Genomic DNA, 17,232 nt, shown 5'->3' on the forward strand with positions numbered 1-17,232 from the left:
ACGTGGAGCTGCTAAAATTAGTAGTGAATATTACAGTTGCTATTATACAAACTCTGTCAACATACGTCTGCTGTAGCGTCTACCACATTTTAACTGAATTATGACTGACTCAATTCGCTTCCTCATGTGTGCTCCCGACCACTACGATGTGGATTACGTGATTAATCCGTGGATGGAGGGAAATGTCCACAAATCATCGCGCGATCGCGCCGTTGAACAGTGGGAAAAACTTTACCACGTCCTCAAAGACAACGCTGTGGTAGACCTCGTACCGCCCGCAAAAGGTTGGCCTGATATGGTTTTCACCGCCAACGCAGGCTTACTTTTAGGCAATACCTTCGTCCTCAGCCGTTTCTATCACAAAGAACGCCAAGGCGAAGAACCCTATTTCAAAGCATGGTTTGAAAGCAAAGGTTTCACAGTTCATGAACTCCCGAAAGACTTGCCGTTTGAGGGCGCTGGCGATGCTTTGCTCGATCGCGAAGGACGCTGGTTGTGGGCGGGATACGGATTCCGTTCCGAACTCGACTCGCACCCGTTACTAGCAAAATGGCTCAACATAGAAGTGCTTTCGCTGCGTTTAGTTGACGAACGTTTCTATCACCTAGACACCTGTTTTTGTCCTCTGACAGGCGGCTATTTGCTCTACTATCCAGCAGCATTTGACTCCTACTCCAACCGCTTAATCGAAATGCGAGTTGCGCCGGAAAAACGCATTGCTATTGAAGAAGCCGATGCCGCAAATTTTGCCTGCAATGCGGTCAATATTGACAAAGTTGTGGTAATGAACAAGGTTAGCGAAGCCTTAAAATCGCGCATTACTCAGGCCGGTTTTCAAGTAATTGAAACGCCGATGAGCGAATTTCTGAAAGCGGGCGGCGCCTGTAAGTGTTTGACGCTACGGGTAACGGAACCGGTGCAAGAAGATCGATCGGCAAACGTGATGGTAGAAAGCCGCACAATTCGCATGGAAGGTCACTTACTTGACGCTGGTTTAATTAGTCGTGCTTTGGACTTAATTGTCGATCTCGGCGGCAGTTTCCAAGTGCTCAATTTCAATTTAGGAGAGCAGCGGCAAAGCACATCATCGGCCGACGTTAAAGTTTCGGCTCCTTCCCACGATGTGATGGAAGAAATGATGGGAATGCTGATTGACTTGGGTGCCGTGCCGCCACCACAAGAGATTTGCGACGCTATTTTAGAACCAGTAGTCCAAGATGGTGTCGGCCCGGACGACTTTTATGTGAGTACCATTTATCCCACAGAAGTGCGGGTAAATAACCAGTGGGTGAAAGTGCAAAATCAGCGGATGGATGGAGCCGTTGCTATTACTGAAACTGCTGATGGTTTAGTGGCTAAATGCAAATTATTGCGCGACTTAAAAGTAGGTGAAAAAGTCGTTGTAGATGTAGTGGGTATCCGCACCATCCGCAAAACAGAATCGCGGGAACAGCGCAATTCTCAAGAATTCAGTTTTATGTCGGGCAGCGTTTCTAGCGAGCGCCGCGTAGAATTGGTAGTGGAACAAGTAGCGTGGGAATTACGCCAAATTCGCGATCGCGGTGGCAAAGTTGTAGTTACCGCAGGGCCTGTTGTCATCCACACCGGCGGTGGCGAACATTTAGCCCATTTGATTCGCGAAGGTTACGTACAAGCGTTGTTGGGCGGAAACGCGATCGCAGTTCACGACATGGAACAATCGAATATGGGAACCTCTTTAGGGGTTGACATGAAACGCGGTATTGCTGTGCGCGGCGGACACCGACATCACTTGAAAATAATTAACAGTGTGCGACGTTACGGGAGTATTGCAAAAGCTGTAGAAGCAGGCCTGGTTACTAACGGTGTGATGTACGAGTGCGTGAAGAACAATATACCGTTTTCTCTTGCCGGTTCGATCCGCGATGACGGCCCGCTTCCTGACACGCAAATGGATTTAGTTAAAGCTCAAGAAGAATATACTGAGCTGTTACGAGGTGCGGATATGGTGTTAATGCTGTCGTCTATGCTGCACTCAATTGGTGTGGGAAATATGACGCCGGCTGGTGTGAAGATGGTCTGTGTGGACATTAATCCGGCGGTGGTGACGAAATTGAGCGATCGGGGTTCGATCGAGTCTATTGGAGTTGTTACCGATGTGGGATTGTTCCTAAGTTTGTTGGTTAATCAATTGGATAAATTGACTAGCCGCCATCATGTAACTCAATCTGTTTAGATGTAGCGCGGAATCGGCGGTTGAAACCCGGCGGAAATCTCCCCTAGGGCGTGTTTTCTTGACCCGGAGATCCCCCTAACCCCCCTTAAAAAGGGGGCTGGAAGCACTCAAAGTCCCCCTTTTTAAGGGGGATTTAGGGGGATTGAGACTAGGCTACAACCCTGAGTTAGAGTACGAAATTCCTATAAATGTTGAGGATAACAGTAATGGTACAGGAATTAATAGACCTCAGAAATTGTATTTTAGAAGGCAGGAAGGAAGATGCTCTAGCAATTGTCGATGAATTAGAGGGCATGAGCAAACAAGCAACTCTGCGAAATATCGGGTCTTTTTTACTGATTCTGCTAATCCACCTAATTACAAATCAAGTAGAACAGCGTTTAACAAATTCTTGGGCCGCTTCTATTGCAAATTCTGTCCGAGGTATTAAAAAGCTCAATCTCAAAGATAATAAAACATCCTACTATATCAATTCCTCGGAGTGGGAGCCTTTTATAGAAGATGAACTAGAAGCGGCTATTCGTGAGTCTAGCCGGGAAGTGTTGGAAGGACAGTTAAGCCGTGCTCAACTCAATCAAAGAGTGGACAGAGAGCAAATTATGGCGATCGCAACTGGGCTACTGTCTTTGACCTACACTTATTCTAGAGGTGAATTCGAGGATGCGATCGACGAATATTTGTCCCAGTTGCCTGGGGGTGAAGAGTGGAGTTGAGAAAGTCAAAAATCGAAAAAGCATTGCTGTAGAATAGTCAGGGTAATAAAGGATTTGTGCGATCGCACCCTATGGAAAGCTATTCGTAAATCAAAGCGTGGCTGGGGTGGGTTTACTGGCTATTTCCCGCTGGTTTAGCTATTTGGGGAATTCGCCCCTAAATCGGCTGCAACTTTAGATATTGCAATAAAAAACCTCAGACCCGCAAGTCTGAGGACCGGAGTTCCTGAAAATCGTCACTTCTTACTATTGTCGCTAACAAACAGCACAACATACAAGAGGGGTGCAACCCAGCACGACAGCTTGTAGCAGACAGAAATTGCTTCCTGACTCGGAAGGCGAAAGCAATTTTTAACTCAACACTTCACAAAAGCAAAACAATTCTTCTCGCCATTTTCAGATCTGAGTTGATAATTATTGCTTTAGGATGGCAGTCTGTCCTCGATCGCAATATAAGGCTCACCGTGAGTGCCCGTATATATTTGAGTCGGGCGGTAAATGCGGTTTGCCTCTAGCTGTTCCTTCCAGTGCGCCAACCAGCCAGCAACGCGGGCGATGGCAAAAACTGGTGTAAATAAGTCGATCGGAATTCCCATTTTTCGGTAAACCAGACCCGAATAGAAATCTACATTTGCATAAATTCCTTTGTGACCCAATTTCTCCTCAACCACTTCTTCCAACTCGACAGCAATGTCGTAATAATCATCGTGACCGAAGTTCTCAAATAACTGTTCTGCTAACCCTTGGAGAATAGTTGCTCTCGGATCTTTCACCTTGTAAACTCGGTGACCGAAACCCATGATTTTGTCCTTATTTGCAACGCACTTCTCGACAAAAGGCCGCACGTTTTCTACCGAACCAATTTGCTCCAACATATCAATCACTTCTTCATTAGCTCCCCCGTGCAGCGGCCCCGCCAAAGTGCCAACTGCTGAAGCAATTACCCCGTAAGGGTCTGTCAGCGTCGAAGCTGTTACCATTGCCGAAAATGTAGAGGCATTAATTGTATGTTCAGCGTGGAGAGTCAGACAAGTGTCAAAAATGCTAGCTAACAGCGGATCGGGTTCTTGCTCGTTGAGCATATAAAGAAAGTTAGCCGAGTAGTCCAAGTCATCCCTCGGCCGCACCGGGTCATTTCCCCGTCGCATTTGCTGGAACGCTGCTACCATTGTGGGAATCTTAGCTAGCAGCCGCACTACAGCTTCTCGAATGTATGCTGGGTTAGCCAGAGCTCTGCGTGAGTAGAACAAGCCCAGGGCGGCTGCTGAAGCTTGCAGTGCGTCCATGGGATGTCCTCTTTCTGGAAAGCATTTCATCATGTCCCGGATGCGATATTTGATCCGGCGGTGATAGCGAATTTCATGCTCGAAAGCTTCTAGTTCTTCCTTTGTCGGAAGTACCCCCCAGATTAATAAATATGAAGTTTCGAGAAAGGAGCTTTTGAGTGCCAGTTCCTCGATGCTAATCCCGCGATATTCCAGCAACCCTTTTTGTCCATCGACGTAGCTAATGCTGGACAAGGTGGCGGGAACACCTTCTAAACCTGGTTTGAATTCGCCGACGACCATTGCGATACCGTTTTATGTGAGTTCAATCTACTAAAAGTACATTACCAGAAACGAAGATAGTGTCACAGTCTTGACAAATAATCATTTAATTGGGGTTCAGAAACCGGGTTTTTCAACAGATAGCCCGATCGCCCCGCTGCGTATTGTCGCCCCTCAAACCCGGTTTCGCCGTGCCAGAATGCGGTTTTAAGAGGGCTGGCGCGTCCTGTTAATGTCGGGGCGGTTCGCTGTTTCTAGGGGAGCAAAAACTTGGGCGCAGTTAGCCAAAACATTTGGCTGCGGCCCACTGGGGAGCCTGTTTCGGGGAGGATTAAGCCGATGATACCTGCTTTTTTGAGAATCAGGGCATCTTGCGATCGACCCCAAAGCAAAGTTTCTGCCCAGTTGCCTAAGTCTGGTTGGTGGCCAACCAGGGCCAAGCTGTGGCTACCTATTTCCTGCCAATGTTTGTACCACTCCAGCCAGTTCCCGATGTCTCCTGAAGGTGCGAGGGTGGCTGATTCTTCTATTTGGGAACTCAAACCGACTGTTTGCAGGATTTGGGCGGTTTGCTGGGCCCGCAGTAGGGGACTGGTGAGAATCAGGTCAAACTGAATTTCGAGTTCGTACAGCCGTTGGGCAATTTTCCTTGTTTTACGATCGCCCTCTTTAGTCAGGGGGCGTTCTGAGTCTGTATCATATTCTTCGGGTGCGGCGGCGATACCGTGCCGGATCAGATAAATAACCATATATCAATACTTCCAGGCATTGGGTCCCGTTTTTCTAGGAGATGTCTAGGATATACCTACCTTTTGCCTATTCTACAACTGTATTGAAATCTGGCGCTGTCATCTGGTTGGCGCTTGTGTAGCGATCGCGCCCTTGTCGTTTCGCATCATATAATGCTTGATCGGCGAGGGCAATGAGTTCATCCGGTGATGTTTCCGCAGTGGGAATCACAGTTGCAATTCCCATGCTAACAGTCACGATCAAGCTCACATTAGATTGCTCGTGAGGGATTCCCAAATCTCGGATTGCCTCTCGGATCGACTCAGCAACCGCAATCGCGCCATCCGCATCCGTATTCGGTAGGATAGCAGCGAATTCTTCGCCCCCGTAACGTGCAAACAGATCCGATGAACGTTTAACCGCTTGTGCAGCCGATGAAGCCACTTTTACTAAACAAATATCCCCAGCTTGATGTCCGTAGCAATCGTTATATCGCTTGAAATAATCTACATCCAACATAATCAACGAAAGCTGTTGTTTCCCCTGCATCAGTCGGTGCCATTCCGACTGCAATCGCTCATCAAAACAGCGGCGGTTTGCTACTTGTGTTAACCCATCTGTCGTAGCAATTAATCTTTCTTGTTCCGCCCGGTGTCTGAGCATCTCCTCGGCCCGCTTGCGTTCTGTAATATCAGCAAAAGTTGTTACTACCCCATAGGGTTGAGACTGATTCATTTGGAACAGCGGTTGCGAATTAATCGAAATCCAAGTCAGCGTTTTATCCGATTTCTGAATGCCCATCACCACATTTGATACGGGTTTTCCTGTCCGTAGGGTAATCATTGCCGGATGCTGTTGGCAGGGGAAAGGAGAGCCATCTTCGTGAACGGTTCGCCAGTCTAAATCTATGGATGTACGCCCCATCAGTTGTTCGGGGATCAGTCCGAGAATCCTTCCGGCACTAGCATTACAGGTAGTAATTTGTCCGTCTGCGAGCTGAAGTACGACGCCTTCAGTCATGCTTGTAATCACAGAACGATACCGTTCCTCGCTCTCCTGTAATTGACTCAGGAGAATGTTTTTAGCCTCAAACTCTGAAGCCAGATGCAGGCTACCCGCCAAAAACCCGGCCATCAGTTGTAAGGTATGAATATCTGACTCTGTAAAGGCACAGGGTCTAGCGGAAACAACTTTTAAGACGCCAACCCGATCGTCCTGATAGAACAAGGGAACAACCACCAGTGACCGGATACCAATGCGCTGACAGACAGACTGCTCCACCCGTGCATCGGTTTGTGAATCATCACAAAGCATAATTTGGCCGGTCGCAATACATTTTCCCGATAAACTTGTCCCTACTTTCATCCGTAATCCAACATAGGTGCTGGCGATACCGCTGGCTGCCCGATACACCAACTCATCCCCTTCCAAGATTTCAATCACGGCCCCATCGGCACCGATCAATTTTTGAGTTCGATCGTTAATCACCGCCATCACTGCATCCAGGTTAGGATTGCGGATGGCGATTTCCTGTTGGGTGGCAATCACCACAGCCAGACGCCCGAACTCTTGCTGTAATGCTGCTTCTGCTTGCTTGCGATCGGTGATATCCTTCATAAAGCAGTGATGCCCGATCGATCGCTCCTGCGAGTCGTAGGCTGCCAACATCACCACCTGCTTGTAAAAAATCGAACCATCTTTCCTGATACCCCGGGCCTCAACTTCCACTCGGCCCTCGGCTAGCATTTTTTGATAAGCCGTCATCATCCTGTGGCAGTCGTCGGGATGAACTGTTTTCTGCCAATTCATACCAACCATTTCTTCAGGCTGATAACCCGCTATATTGGCGTAGGCTTGATTAACGGTGAGGTAGCGTCCGAAAACATCCAGTCGCGAGATGCCTTCGACAGCATTAGCAAGAGCTGTACTCATTTCTCTGAGTTCTGTTTCCGCCTGGACAATATCCGTAATGTCTTGGGATGTACCAAACAACCGAATGACTTTTCCCTCTGCATTGAGTTGAACCTGTCCTCTGGCTTCGGTATGGCGGATAGAACCATTCGCGCCCACGATTCTAAGGCGCAATAGATAAGGCTCTCCGTGAGTGAGCGCTCGTTGAACTACCCGGTGTAGCTGTTTGGCACTTTCGGGATGGTAAAGCCGCAAGTTTTCTTCATAAGTAGGTTCGCCTAGGGCCCTAGATCGTCCCAAAATCTCGAATAGTTCGGGAGACCAGGTAATTTTACCCGTAATCACGTCCCACTCCCAGTTACCGATGTGGGCAACCCGCTGGGCTTCTGACAACCGGGTTTCACTCTTTTGCAGGGCTGTTTCTGTCTGCTGGCGGTCGGTAATGTCCTTTTCGTTCACGAGCAACATCGGGTTGCCTGTTACCGGGTCGTTGGTACACCGCACGTCCATCCCATGCCAGCGAATTCCCGCCAGAGTAATCACTTGAGCCTCCGTGCTAAATACCTCACCGGACTGAAGAACTGCCATTGCTCGCTCTGCTACCTGAGAGTCAACAAAGTGACTCACAAAAGCATTATCTGTCGCAGAGCCACGGTGCAGCGCCTCCCCGTAACAGCGCAAGGCCGCCGGGTTTTGCAGCAGCGGCACACCTTCGAGGGTGTATAGCGAAACCATCAGCGTGGTGTGTCGGATTGCCTCGATCGATCGCAGGGTTTCCGGTTCGATTTGAGGAGCGGTTTCGACCTTACCCTCGACCAGGATTGCCAAACGCCCGCTATCAATCCTGATGCCAGAGCACCGACAGCCGACAGAAACAGCCTCACCGGCCGGGTAAAACGTCCACTGCTCGGACAAGGTTTGGCCTTGCTCAAACTGCTGCAGATAGCTCTGCAAGCGAATCCGAGTAGACTCTGACAACATATCCCTAAAGTTGCGGATCGCGAGTTGCTGGCGCGTGGAAGCATTCCACAGGTACAAGGAAGCTTGGTTTCCCCATGGCATTTGCCAATCCTCAATATCAAATATCCAGATCGGGTTTTGCAACAAGTCAAAGGCTTTGAGGTGGACAATATCGCCGCTCAGGGAACAGGCAAACTCTGGTGGTAGACAATTTTGATGATTGACTCTGGGCGCGCTTTCTGTATTGGGATCAGTTTGATTCGGTGCTGTTTCGAGTTCCCGCGGTTGATTCGGTGGCAGCACCGGGGGGTGAGATTCCAAGTGCCATATCTTCAACCCGATCTGCATTGCAACCTGTTGCAGGATCTCAAGGTCGAGAGGTTCCCACTGACGCGGATTTCGGCATTGATGAGCAATCAACAGTCCCCAAAGCTTCGGAGATTGCTGTTGTTGGCCATCTAGCAAGATTGGCGCAACTAAATTTGCCTGCACTTGGATGCGATCGAGCAATTCGACATCACAAGCTTGAAGATCACCAGCGTGAATATCAGAAATGCTGCTCGTTTGTCCCTGGCTGTAACGATCTACCCAGGTGGCTTCTAAGCAAGGATCATAAATCTGTTTTCCGAGGGTTGGCGGCCACTGAGCATCAACCGATTCTGCAAATACTATGCCATCTCTATGCGATAGGAAGCGATAAATAATTACGCGATCGGTTTGCAGCAGCACCCTGGTTTCTTCTAGCGCACATTGCAAAATTGTCTCCAGAGCCACGAACTCGTTGATTTTAAGTGCAATTTCTGAAACTTTTTCTAGGCTTTTCTCTAACGACCAAGAGAAAGTCTGTTTTGTAGACATCTCCGTGTTCCTTGTTTTTTTAAGCTATTTTCTACTATCCTAACCGGCTGCAAATAAATATAATAATTTGTTTTAAATTGTAGGAATCGCTACATGGGCTTAGGAAAAAAACCATGTTTATGTGACAAGCAAAACTTTTTTTGACTGCTACAATTACTTTTTTCATATCATTTAGCCAATGGTTTAGGTTGTTGGGTATCTATTTTGATTCTTTTCAAGGTTTTTTTTACTAATTATTATCGAAACTTTCCTGCACCAACTATAACAAATTGTGATTGATTTAGCGAACAAGCACTAAAATATCAAAAAATCAACCTTCATAATTGTTAAAAAGTAAAAATTATTGTGACTTTAGTAAACTCGATAAAACTAAATTTGCTCTGCAACCTGGTTTTTTTGAGCAAAATACTTCGTTGCCTCCCTTGACAATAGTTAAACTACCCAGTTTATTTGGTGTGTATTTTGGGGACATGGGGATAAAATTTATTAGGGTTAGTCCTGGAGAAGTCAACAGGGTTTTTAACCTCCTTACTTCGTTAAAAGTGGCATCTTGCAGGATTTTCAATAAACTTTTTATGGGCGGATTCTGCTGCCCAACCCCTACTCCCCACAAGAAAATACAGTTGTTGTGAAACAGGCCGGAAAGCCTGTTGATGGCAGAAGCGCACTAGGCGTGAGTTCAAACCCTCAATAAAACTTAACAAAGCCGATTGATGAGAGTTAGAGTGTGGGCAGGACTGATTATCAAGTTAAGATTTTGCCAGGACTGAGAAAAAAAACACGGCAACACCTGGTAGCAAGCGGAGGTCAAAAAGCGATCGCATTCCCAGGCTGTTGCAGGAATTAAGACCGAACCTAAAAAACTCCAGAGTTAATGATCGTAAACAGGATTGTCTTTAGGACTAATTAAATTCAGCAATTTTTGCTTAATCTGAGCATCAAATACTTCCCATTTCAGCCTTGCATAATCGCTCTTCTCATTCCCACCGGAAAGAAATCCCACCGGAATTTCAAAACCTCCAGCTTGACTTCTGCCTCCCCCAAAAAAGCGTCCTTGAGCATCTTGACCGAAGGCTTCTTTAATAAATTCGTCGGGGTCGAGAGTAAGTTTATTAGTTCGCAGGGAGCCAATTACTACTTCAATTTCTTCGTCTTTGTCGTGAACAATTGCGTAGACAACTGCCGTGTGTACGTTCTCTTCTGTTACTAAAAAGTCCGCCGCTTGGGGAATAGAATCCCGATCGTCATAGCGGAGGTAGCCGATGCCGGCGATAGAAAAATTGTTCTGGACGGTGCGGTGTTTGAGCGATCGCTCGATCGCGTCCATCACCCACTTAGAACGAGACGACTGTAACACTGCATTCAGCAACTGCGGGTCGTAAAATCGGCTCAAATAAGCGGCAGCTAAAAAGTCCTCTTCCTGAGCTTGTCTGAGGGCGATCGTATCCGATCGCAAACCGTGCATCAAAGCTGTAGCACACTTGATGTGCAGACTGACGCTGGCGTCGAGAGCTAACATTCCAGACTGTAAATATTCGGCAAAAATGGTGGCTGTAGCGCGGATTTGAGGGCGCAAATCGGTAAATTCTGCGTTCATTTCCCCCTGCAAATTGTGATGATCGATGACGGCGGCGATCGGAACTCCAGCCGCTAAAATATACTGGGTTAAGTTACAAGTCGTCCCTTGATTGTCAATGAAAGCGCAGCCCTGAAACACCGACAAATCCTTAGTCTTTACTGTTTCCAGCGTCCACCGCTGCAACGGCAACCCTGTCAATTTAACTAAGGCAATATTTTCTTGGTGGCTGAGGGCGCCGGCGTAGATAATCTCGCATTGGATATCGTATTGTTCGGCAATTAATTTGTAAGTCCAAGCGCTGGAAAGTGCGTCGGGATCGGGAAAATCTTGCAGCAAGATTAACTGGCGAGTGCCTTTGTGCCGATCGAACATTTGGCGCAATTGCTCGACTTTGCGATCGTGCAATTCCTCGCGGAGACGGCTGCGGTTTTCCTCGGAAACAACTTCGGCTTTGCTGCGCCGTTTCCCAGGCCCACTCACTCCGGGTACAACCTCGCTGCTGGCCTCAAGTTCACTTTTTTCGCGGTTGCCGGATGTTTCATCGGAATTGTTAGGGGGATGGTCTTTCATCGGTAAAAATTAACAATTTAACTATTTCAGGATTTGCACGACATTCGATCTTAAACCCGGTTTGTTTGTAGATGCCTGTTGGTCCAAGCCCATACTTTTTACGACAAACCTGATTTAAGAGCGTAAATTCTCTCTTTAATTTTTTAATTCATGCAGAGAGTGTGTGTTGCCAGGAACGAAGCAGCCTCAGAACTAATAACTCCCGCAAAAAACCCCCGCGCTTGCGCTGACAGGGGTTTTAAAGGCCTATTACATATTTTTGCCATTCTTTGTGCATACCGCTCTTAACGTGTTTAGTCACTTCAAAATAAAGACCGCTGTGAGGTTTCCTAGGCGGATAGCGCAGCGACATTCCCGCTTCTTTCGGCGTGCGGCTGCCTTTATTGACATTGCAGCGGACACAAGCGGTGACGAGGTTTTCCCAACTGTCGCCTCCTCCGCGCGATCGGGGAATCACATGATCGAGGGTTAAATCGTCCCCCGCATAACTACAGTATTGACAAGAGTGTGCGTCCCGGTGCAAGATGTTCCGGCGGGTCAGCGGAATATCCTTATAGGGAACTCGGACGTAATGCCGCAGTCGGATCACAGTTGGTAGCGGGAAGTTTGGCGCAATAAATTTCCCGTTGTGTTCTACCTGTTCTGCTTTTCCTTTCAGCAACAAAACTACCGCCCTTCGCCAATTGGTGATGTTAAGGGGTTCGTAGGAGGCGTTCAGCACCAGAACATTGCCCATTGTTGATTATTAAAGAGAATATTTTTTTCGATGTTAACACAGGTTCCCCTTTAGGTGGGACAACCTCAGAAAGAGCGAGGGGAGCGCAAAAAACGGTGCAAAACCACTCCTTTACCCTATACCTTTGCGCTTGCGCCCCCTGTGGCTGCACCTGTTTTCTGCCTTTGGTGTTTGTCAGCGAGCTTTTTTCCCTGAGTTTTGGCTTAGATGAGGCCAGTGTGTGCGATCGCAAAAATTTGCAGAATAAACTTTATTTTTTTCTCTAAATGCCTAATCTTCCCGGCAACAAACAGTTTAACTTTTTAGACTATTAGTAACCTTAAATGAAAAAGCTTATTACTGCTCATGAAATTTCGGCTCTTAAAGTCAGCTTTTAGCGCGTCAATTATTGCCCTTGTTGCTCCGATTTTAGCAAACAGTCCAGCCTTTGCTCAAACGCCTTCATTCTTCTGTGGCGCTGCGGGCGGTCGCCCAGCTACAATTGCTGTCCAACAAGGCAAAAATATTCCCGTTATTTTGTGGCTAGCTGATAACTATTTCAATGAATCAGGAGAAGACGCGATTACTCGGTGCACCAGAGTATCGGGAATTCTCAACAACTCACAACCGCAAGGAACTTGGGATAATATTGTCACAGCAGGTGCCTCGCCCACCGGTCAACTAATTATTTGTGCAGCTAATCCTCAAGACGGTTCCTGTAGATTATTATATCAAGTACCCAAAGGCCAAAATCCAGAACAAGCTCGACAAGAACTCTTAAGAAGAGTCACAAATCCTAATGTAAGTGTTTCGCCTGTTAAGGTAAATTGATAGTCATAAGTTATTAGCTACGGGTAGGGACACGGTAATGCCTTGTCCCTACTTGCTAAAGTAATGTATGCACACTACTTGCAGATAGTTGAAACTCTGGTAAAATACTTCGGTTGAGTGGCGAAAAAATTGCAGCTTTGCTTCAGCAATTCTTCTAACCCTTCAACCTGCCTCAACCATACAGTGCCGTTGCTTCCAGCTACAGCAATTTGCTTTCCGTCTCGACTCCAACTGACACTAACAACATTCTCCTCGAACTCAAATTGAGCAACCTGCCGCCCCGCTAAATTCCACAGCCGTACAGTCTTGTCAATTCCCACTGTAGCCAGCCGTTCTCCGTCGGGGCTAAAACTAATTGATTTCGCATCAAAATGCAAGGTTTGAAATTCCTTAACTAATTCTTTTTCTGACAGATTCCACAGCCCAACTTTGCCATTCAATGTTACTGTAGCAAAGCGATACTGGTGTTGAGCCGGAGTGAAACTGATCCCAATTGCCTGAACAGGCAGTGTTTTTTTTAGCTTGCCCGACAAATTCCAAAGTCGCACTGTAGATTTGCCATCTAAAGTCGTTATGAAATCGCCCTTGGGGCTAAAATTTACGCTTCTCACTAAGCCGTTGTGACCTGGGAGTTTCTGGCTAGGTGATACTAATCGTGGCAGTTTAGACAAATCCCAAATTGCAGCATAGCTGTCTATCCCTGCCGCGGCTAATAACTTTCCTTCGGGACTAAAACTGATGCTGGTAACAGAGCCTTGGATTCCTTTCAAAGTAGAAATGTTTTTACCTGATAAATTCCATATTTTAACAGTGCTATCCCTTCCGGCTGTCGCTAAAAAATTACCGTTTGGGCTAAAATTTACCATATTAACTGACCGCTGTAAAGCTTTCCATTCAGCAATTTTTTTCCCGGAAAAGTTCCACATCCTAACTGTATCGTCTATTCCGGCGGTTGCTAAAATTTGCCTAGTTGGGCTAAAAGTGACGCTGGTAACTGCACCTTTATGAGCTTGCCACTTGATCTTGCTTTGCGGACTTAATGAGGCTTTTACCTGCTGTGTTTTACTAATTTCATCGAGAATTATTTGTAAGGCTAACAGCGGTCTAGTTGCCGGATATTGTTCTAGCTTAGGTTTGTTTTCAACCAAGGTTTTTAATTTTTTACCGGAGGCGATCGCCCTCAGTAAAGCTTCTGATAAAGCTTCGGTGTTTTCGGTTTTTTGAGATACGGCTAACAATAAAGCATCGCTGCCATTTTGTTCGATTTCAATACTTGCTTGTGCTAATTTAAACCGCTGGTAAGCAAGAGTTGAAAAGCCGATAGCCGCCAGTAACGATGCTGCCAGTACCGCAGAACCGATGCCGATCCACTGTTTTGCTTTTTGTTTGGCAGAGTGAGCTTCATTCACAGCTTTTTCGGCATCACAGACAGCTTTTTTAGTTTCTAGTGTAGCTGAACGCAGCAGTTGATTTTGGTCGCTCAAAATAACTTTCTGGCTGGCTGTCAAAAATTGAAAATCTTCGTTTCTCAAACTTTTTCCGGTAGCCCAAACTAATGCTGACTGCAAATCATCTCCTCGCAACAGTTGGGAATCATCTTCACAGCTAGAATTGAGCCATAGTTTGATGGCTTCGGAGTAAGGCGAGAGTTTTTCTAATTTTTGTTCAATTAAGTCTTGGTTAAATACAGCTTGATAAATAGGATTAGAAATTGTTAATTTTTCCCTGCGCTTAACGATTAATCCACTTAATCGTAATTCCATTTGTTCAGCACTACCATCGGGGACAATTTCAGCTTGTTCTAAAATTTGCTGATACAATCCGAGTCTCCTGACAATCCGTTGGTTTTCTCTGAAAAGCCGATCGCGAATGGTGGACAAATGTTCGGGCACATCTTGAGTTTCCCAATTCTCCACGATTTTCAAGCGCACTACTTTCTCCACCCACTCTTGAGAAGTGTGAATTTTATCTTTCTCCCCCTCTTGGCAAGGGGTGGCAGCATCTTTCTCCGCCTCTTGGCAAGGGGGGGCTGGGGGGGGTAAATTCGGGATTAATTGTGGATTTTCCAGCAGAAGTTTGCACAGCTTTTGAGTCAAAAAAGGTTGCCCGCCCGTCCAATACAAAACCTCTCTCAAAACTGCATGAGGGCTATCTGTCAGGTCTGCCAACCCTGCTGCTAGCGGTTGAGCTTCTGTTTCGTCAAAACCAGTTAATTCGATCGCCTTGCCAATATTAAAAGGGGTATTGCTGCTGGCATTTTGCTCCCGGCACAAATCCGTCGGCGATGCTACGCCTAAGAGGGCCCAAGTTAGGCGATCGAACTCTGAATTGTTGGCGCGCTTGTTGTAGCACGATCGAATTAACGCTAAAAAATCGTCGGCGGGAAAATCTAGGGCGAGAATGCTGTCAATTTCGTCAATAAAAATGACAATATTGCTGGAAATGTTGGGTAACAGTACGGTTTCGATGAATTCGCTCAATCTTTGAACCGGAGTTAAAAAATTGCGATCGCGCCACCAAGTCCGCACATTGACAATATCCGACAGGTTAAAGTTATTTTCCAGAATGCGTAGCAAACCAGCATACCACTGTTCGGGAGTGACGCCGCGATTGCCAATTTCCGAAATGTCGATCGCCGCACAAGCAATTCCTTCATTTCTCAGCCGCTGAATTGTCCGCACCTGCAAGCTAGATTTGCCCATTTGCCGGGAATTCAAAACATAGCAAAATTCCCCGGCCTTCAATCCGTTATAAAGGTCGTCGTCGGCTTGCCTCTTCACATAATTGGGAGCGTTATTGGTGAGACTGCCACCGACTTGATAGTAACTGGGCTTTGTGGTAAAATTCATATAAGTTATTCGGCGGTTGAAACCACTACTAAACAAACAAAGTCCGCCTTCGCGGACTAAAGAAGTGAGGCGGTATTAAAGCATAATTCTGTATAATAAATTTTATCACAATACAGCATGAAAACTGATTGGACGGGATATAACGACGACAAAGACAAGTTAAGAGCTGAAATTTGGTCTTCGCTGAAGCAGCAAGCCGCATCTATTGGCGATCCGTTTGGCCATATTCCCAACTTTGTCGGTGCACAGGTGGCTGCCGAAAGATTGGCAAATTTACCAATATGGCAACAAGCAAAAACGATTAAATGCAATCCAGATTCGGCACAAAATCCGGTGCGGATGCAAGCTTTGCAAGATGGGAAACGCCTGTATATGGCAGTACCGCGATTGACAGACGATCGCTGTTTTGTTGAGTTGACTGCTGAGGATTTGCAGAGACAAAATATATCTATTGCCGAAAGTGCGATCGCCCGCAAAGCACTGAGTTGCGGAAAATTGGTAAGTTTTGCAGAAATGGAGCCAATTGATTTAGTAATAGTCGGCTGTGTAGCAGCAGGGCCGGGCGGTGGAAGAACCGGGAAAGGTGCAGGATTTGCCGATTTAGAATTGGCTATGTTGCAAGAATTCGGGTTAGTACAAATCGATACGCCAATTGTAACAACAGTGCATCCTTTGCAAATAGTCGCAGATTCGCGTTTACCAATGCAGGCTCACGATTGGGCGCTGAATTGGATTGTTACTGCTGAGGAGGTAATTGAGACTAATACAAGTTATCCGCGTCCAATTGGGTTAAACTGGGATTGTATACGGCCGGAACAGTTGGAACAAATTCCGATTTTGCGAAAGTTGAGACAGCAATTAACCAATAATCAATAGCTTTCAATCAAAATCAAGGCAAAAGAGCATCTACAGCGATCGCCCCAATTTCTATCCCTTCAATAATAATCGGTATAACAGCCGATCGCCCAAAATCTAACCTTTGACTATAATCTGGCTGCTCAACTTCAACAAGAGGTTGAGAGTACAACTCAACCAGTCCTTCAACAAGATTCACAATCCAATACATCGCAATTCCAGCGCGGGCATAAATCTGTTTCTTTACAGTTCGATCGCGCTGAAGCGTCGTATCTGATACTTCAATAATCACGGCAATATCTTCAGCACCCGGATGCCGATCGAGATACTGTCGCGTATCCCCTCGAACAACCACTATATCAGGTTCGGGTTCGCTGTTGGATAGCGTGATCGGTTCTTGAGAATCGACATACCAACCACGGGGTAAAATATTCTCTAAAGCTGTTCTGACAAGACGAGTCGTGACTCGATGCGGTGGATTTTTGGGCATTTTGAAAACCAGCCAACCTTCCAGCAATTCTACAGAGTCATCATCCGTGAGAATGCCAGCTTGAATTATCGCATGATACTGCTCGATGCTCAAGCGCAAAATCAGATCGTTCGGAATTGCTGCAACACTTTCGACGGGCGGCATAACTGTATGGGCGAGTTGATTATGGTCTTATTTTACTATTTATTTAACGAACCGCGAAGACGCGTTAGGCGAAGCCGCGCGTAAGCGCTAGGACGTAAAGTAAGAAAGAAAAAGAGGAAGAAGGTAATTTCATAATATATCTACTTTGTGGTGAACACGCGCCATGCAATGAAAGCTGTAAAAGCTAGATAACCAAATACGGCTATCCAATCTAGCCAATTATCGGAAGTTATCAAAAAAATATCGTTCATGGCTATCATTCACCT

At 46.5% G+C, this 17,232-nt stretch carries 11 protein-coding genes; 4 read left to right on the plus strand and 7 right to left on the minus strand.

Annotation, left to right across the window (positions count from 1 at the left end):
• Window positions 1-100 precede the first annotated feature (100 nt).
• The gene (gene argZ / locus QUA10_RS09685; protein ID WP_333082655.1) at window positions 101-2,215 is read left to right on the plus strand and encodes a bifunctional arginine dihydrolase/ornithine cyclodeaminase; all 2,115 of its coding nucleotides are present in this window, start codon (window positions 101-103) and stop codon (window positions 2,213-2,215) included.
• 206 nt (window positions 2,216-2,421) lie between these two features.
• Window positions 2,422-2,928: a DUF29 family protein gene (locus QUA10_RS09690; RefSeq protein WP_333082656.1), complete on the plus strand. Its 507-nt coding sequence runs from the start codon at window positions 2,422-2,424 to the stop codon at window positions 2,926-2,928.
• A gap of 422 nt (window positions 2,929-3,350) precedes the next feature.
• Here QUA10_RS09690 and QUA10_RS09695 read toward each other — a convergent pair whose 3' ends face one another.
• The 5 genes from QUA10_RS09695 to QUA10_RS09715 all read right to left on the minus strand — a co-directional run bounded on the left by QUA10_RS09695 (window position 3,351) and on the right by QUA10_RS09715 (window position 11,818).
• Entirely contained in the window at window positions 3,351-4,496 is a 1,146-nt protein-coding gene (locus QUA10_RS09695; protein WP_333082657.1) for a citrate synthase, read from the minus strand.
• Window positions 4,497-4,729: 233 nt separating this feature from the next.
• Window positions 4,730-5,224, minus strand: a complete 495-nt coding sequence (gene sixA, locus QUA10_RS09700) for a phosphohistidine phosphatase SixA (RefSeq protein ID WP_333082658.1) — start codon at window positions 5,222-5,224, stop codon at window positions 4,730-4,732.
• Between the two features lie 67 nt (window positions 5,225-5,291).
• Entirely contained in the window at window positions 5,292-8,933 is a 3,642-nt protein-coding gene (locus QUA10_RS09705) for a diguanylate cyclase domain-containing protein (RefSeq protein ID WP_333082661.1), read from the minus strand.
• Between the two features lie 871 nt (window positions 8,934-9,804).
• Window positions 9,805-11,082, minus strand: coding sequence for a bifunctional oligoribonuclease/PAP phosphatase NrnA (locus QUA10_RS09710; RefSeq protein WP_333082662.1), 1,278 nt, complete (start codon window positions 11,080-11,082; stop codon window positions 9,805-9,807).
• Between the two features lie 238 nt (window positions 11,083-11,320).
• On the minus strand, window positions 11,321-11,818 hold the full coding sequence (locus tag QUA10_RS09715; protein ID WP_333082663.1) for an HNH endonuclease: 498 nt from the start codon (window positions 11,816-11,818) through the stop codon (window positions 11,321-11,323).
• A gap of 345 nt (window positions 11,819-12,163) precedes the next feature.
• On the opposite strand from QUA10_RS09715, the gene QUA10_RS09720 reads away from it, so the two are divergent.
• Window positions 12,164-12,628, plus strand: coding sequence for a COP23 domain-containing protein (locus QUA10_RS09720; RefSeq protein ID WP_333082664.1), 465 nt, complete (start codon window positions 12,164-12,166; stop codon window positions 12,626-12,628).
• A 74-nt stretch (window positions 12,629-12,702) separates the two neighbouring features.
• On the opposite strand, the gene QUA10_RS09725 is transcribed toward QUA10_RS09720, so the two are convergent.
• The gene (locus QUA10_RS09725; protein ID WP_333082665.1) at window positions 12,703-15,477 is read right to left on the minus strand and encodes an AAA-like domain-containing protein; all 2,775 of its coding nucleotides are present in this window, start codon (window positions 15,475-15,477) and stop codon (window positions 12,703-12,705) included.
• A 117-nt stretch (window positions 15,478-15,594) separates the two neighbouring features.
• Here QUA10_RS09725 and QUA10_RS09730 point away from each other — a divergent pair, with 117 nt between their 5' ends.
• Window positions 15,595-16,353 carry a 5-formyltetrahydrofolate cyclo-ligase gene (locus QUA10_RS09730; RefSeq protein ID WP_333082666.1) on the plus strand — a complete coding sequence of 253 codons (759 nt, stop codon included), beginning with the start codon at window positions 15,595-15,597 and terminating at the stop codon, window positions 16,351-16,353.
• A gap of 13 nt (window positions 16,354-16,366) precedes the next feature.
• Here the strand turns inward: QUA10_RS09730 and QUA10_RS09735 are convergent, their stop codons facing one another.
• Window positions 16,367-16,966 carry a Uma2 family endonuclease gene (locus QUA10_RS09735; RefSeq protein ID WP_333082667.1) on the minus strand — a complete coding sequence of 200 codons (600 nt, stop codon included), beginning with the start codon at window positions 16,964-16,966 and terminating at the stop codon, window positions 16,367-16,369.
• Between the last annotated feature and the right edge of the window lie 266 nt (window positions 16,967-17,232).

This window comes from Microcoleus sp. Pol8_D6, assembly GCF_036700965.1.
Classification (GTDB): domain Bacteria; phylum Cyanobacteriota; class Cyanobacteriia; order Cyanobacteriales; family Microcoleaceae; genus Microcoleus.

What these genes read in the sequence shown, in the direction of transcription:
- sixA (WP_333082658.1), bottom strand. Translation starts at nt 5,224, where the DNA reads ATGGTTATTTATCTGATCCGGCACGGTATCGCCGCCGCACCCGAAGAA.
- QUA10_RS09715 (WP_333082663.1), bottom strand. Translation starts at nt 11,818, where the DNA reads ATGGGCAATGTTCTGGTGCTGAACGCCTCCTACGAACCCCTTAACATC.
- QUA10_RS09730 (WP_333082666.1), top strand. Translation starts at nt 15,595, where the DNA reads ATGAAAACTGATTGGACGGGATATAACGACGACAAAGACAAGTTAAGA.
- QUA10_RS09710 (WP_333082662.1), bottom strand. Translation starts at nt 11,082, where the DNA reads ATGAAAGACCATCCCCCTAACAATTCCGATGAAACATCCGGCAACCGC.
- QUA10_RS09720 (WP_333082664.1), top strand. Translation starts at nt 12,164, where the DNA reads ATGAAATTTCGGCTCTTAAAGTCAGCTTTTAGCGCGTCAATTATTGCC.
- argZ (WP_333082655.1), top strand. Translation starts at nt 101, where the DNA reads ATGACTGACTCAATTCGCTTCCTCATGTGTGCTCCCGACCACTACGAT.
- QUA10_RS09705 (WP_333082661.1), bottom strand. Translation starts at nt 8,933, where the DNA reads ATGTCTACAAAACAGACTTTCTCTTGGTCGTTAGAGAAAAGCCTAGAA.
- QUA10_RS09695 (WP_333082657.1), bottom strand. Translation starts at nt 4,496, where the DNA reads ATGGTCGTCGGCGAATTCAAACCAGGTTTAGAAGGTGTTCCCGCCACC.
- QUA10_RS09690 (WP_333082656.1), top strand. Translation starts at nt 2,422, where the DNA reads ATGGTACAGGAATTAATAGACCTCAGAAATTGTATTTTAGAAGGCAGG.
- QUA10_RS09735 (WP_333082667.1), bottom strand. Translation starts at nt 16,966, where the DNA reads ATGCCGCCCGTCGAAAGTGTTGCAGCAATTCCGAACGATCTGATTTTG.
- QUA10_RS09725 (WP_333082665.1), bottom strand. Translation starts at nt 15,477, where the DNA reads ATGAATTTTACCACAAAGCCCAGTTACTATCAAGTCGGTGGCAGTCTC.